Origin of the sequence: Hyphomonas oceanitis SCH89, assembly GCF_000685295.1 — a bacterium.
Classification (GTDB): domain Bacteria; phylum Pseudomonadota; class Alphaproteobacteria; order Caulobacterales; family Hyphomonadaceae; genus Hyphomonas; species Hyphomonas oceanitis.
In genome coordinates this window covers 1-1,292 of record NZ_ARYL01000118.1, presented here as the reverse complement: position 1 = coordinate 1,292, position 1,292 = coordinate 1, and the positions used below count along the sequence as shown (strand labels likewise).

The window sequence follows — 1,292 nt, the reverse complement described above, 5'->3', positions numbered from 1 at the left end:
TGCAGGCGCGGGCAGGTCCGGGCTGGCTACATTGCGAACAGCAAGCGCGTTGTGGCTTTCAAGGGGACGGTTTTGCGCTGTGTGGACACTCAGGGTCCGGACAGCATCATCCAGGACTTCCGGCGGGGTGAAGAGTGTCCGTGCGCCTGCGTTGAAAGTCTCTCGTGCCGAAGCGTTCTCGTGTGGATGACCGTCGAGCGGAAGATTGTGCGCCCTGTTGCTGCCAGCCCCGGGAAAACCAAATCCTTTGATGCAAGGCGCGATCAGATAGGGCAGTCGCGCAGGGTAGGGGCCGTCGGTTTCGACCAGTTTTGCGAGCCGCGCCTCAGCCTCCAAAATGCCCCAGGCGTAAGACAGTGGATCATGGCCATCCACGATGATTGGGTCGAACCCGCTCAGCTCAAGATGTTTGACCAGCCAATCAAGCCCGCCCTCCTGGCTGATCTCCGTGCGCTGTTCGATCCGGCGGCCGTTCAGCACCATGACGGGTATGGCGAAGCCGCTGTCGCTGGCCCGCCACCAGCGCGGCGCCCAGTCGGACCCGCGCTGCTCTTCAAACGCCCCGTCGCTCAGAAAGGCGACAAGGCGCTCGCCCGGCAAAGGCATGTGGACATACTGGAGACTGGCAAAGCCAAGATACCCGCCCTCTGACAGCCCGCCGGCCGTATTCGGGTTGACGTGACTACCCAGCGGAACACCAGGGCGGCCATCAGGGGTGATCGCATAACTGTAAAAGTCGCGGGCGAGCGCGTTCAGCCCGGCTTCGCTACGATCATAGCGACCACGCTGCGTCGCTGACACGTCACCTGTCAGCGCGTTGATGGCTTCGATGGCGGCAACGCAGTGACCCTGCCCAAGGGTCCAGGCGCGCGTATGGCCACTCAGTGCATTGGCGGCGAGATAGCCTGCAAACGCAACCGCCATGTTGAGCGATCCGCCCATATGCCCTTCAGGCGTTTGCTTGAAATCCTCGGCCTCCAGCGCCGCGCCAGTGAGGTCAAAACGGCGCGCATATGACATGTGTGCGATGAGCCACATTGCCGCATTCGCGAGCCTGTCTGTTGCGGAGAATATGTCCGGCACGTCAGCGGGAGTCAGCGCCAGGTCTCCGCGCTCGGCAGCTTGCAAAATACTCTGAAGCCGTTGCTGCGTCTCTCTGGTATGGACAATCACGCCATATCCGCTGGGCCAGTGTGCTGTCATGATCGCAGATATCCCCTTGCCAGTTCGCGCGTCAGAAATGAGGTGAACGGTTTTGATACGGCGCGTGGCGGTCAAACCCTCAGGATCAG

1 protein-coding gene is annotated in these 1,292 nt (G+C 61.6%); it reads right to left on the bottom strand.

Features of this window, described 5'->3' with window-relative positions; all coding sequences use genetic code 11:
* On the bottom strand, positions 1-1,203 hold a 1,203-nt coding region (locus tag HOC_RS20485), incomplete at its 3' end, for a phosphoketolase family protein (RefSeq protein ID WP_035542509.1).
* Positions 1,204-1,292 lie beyond the last annotated feature (89 nt).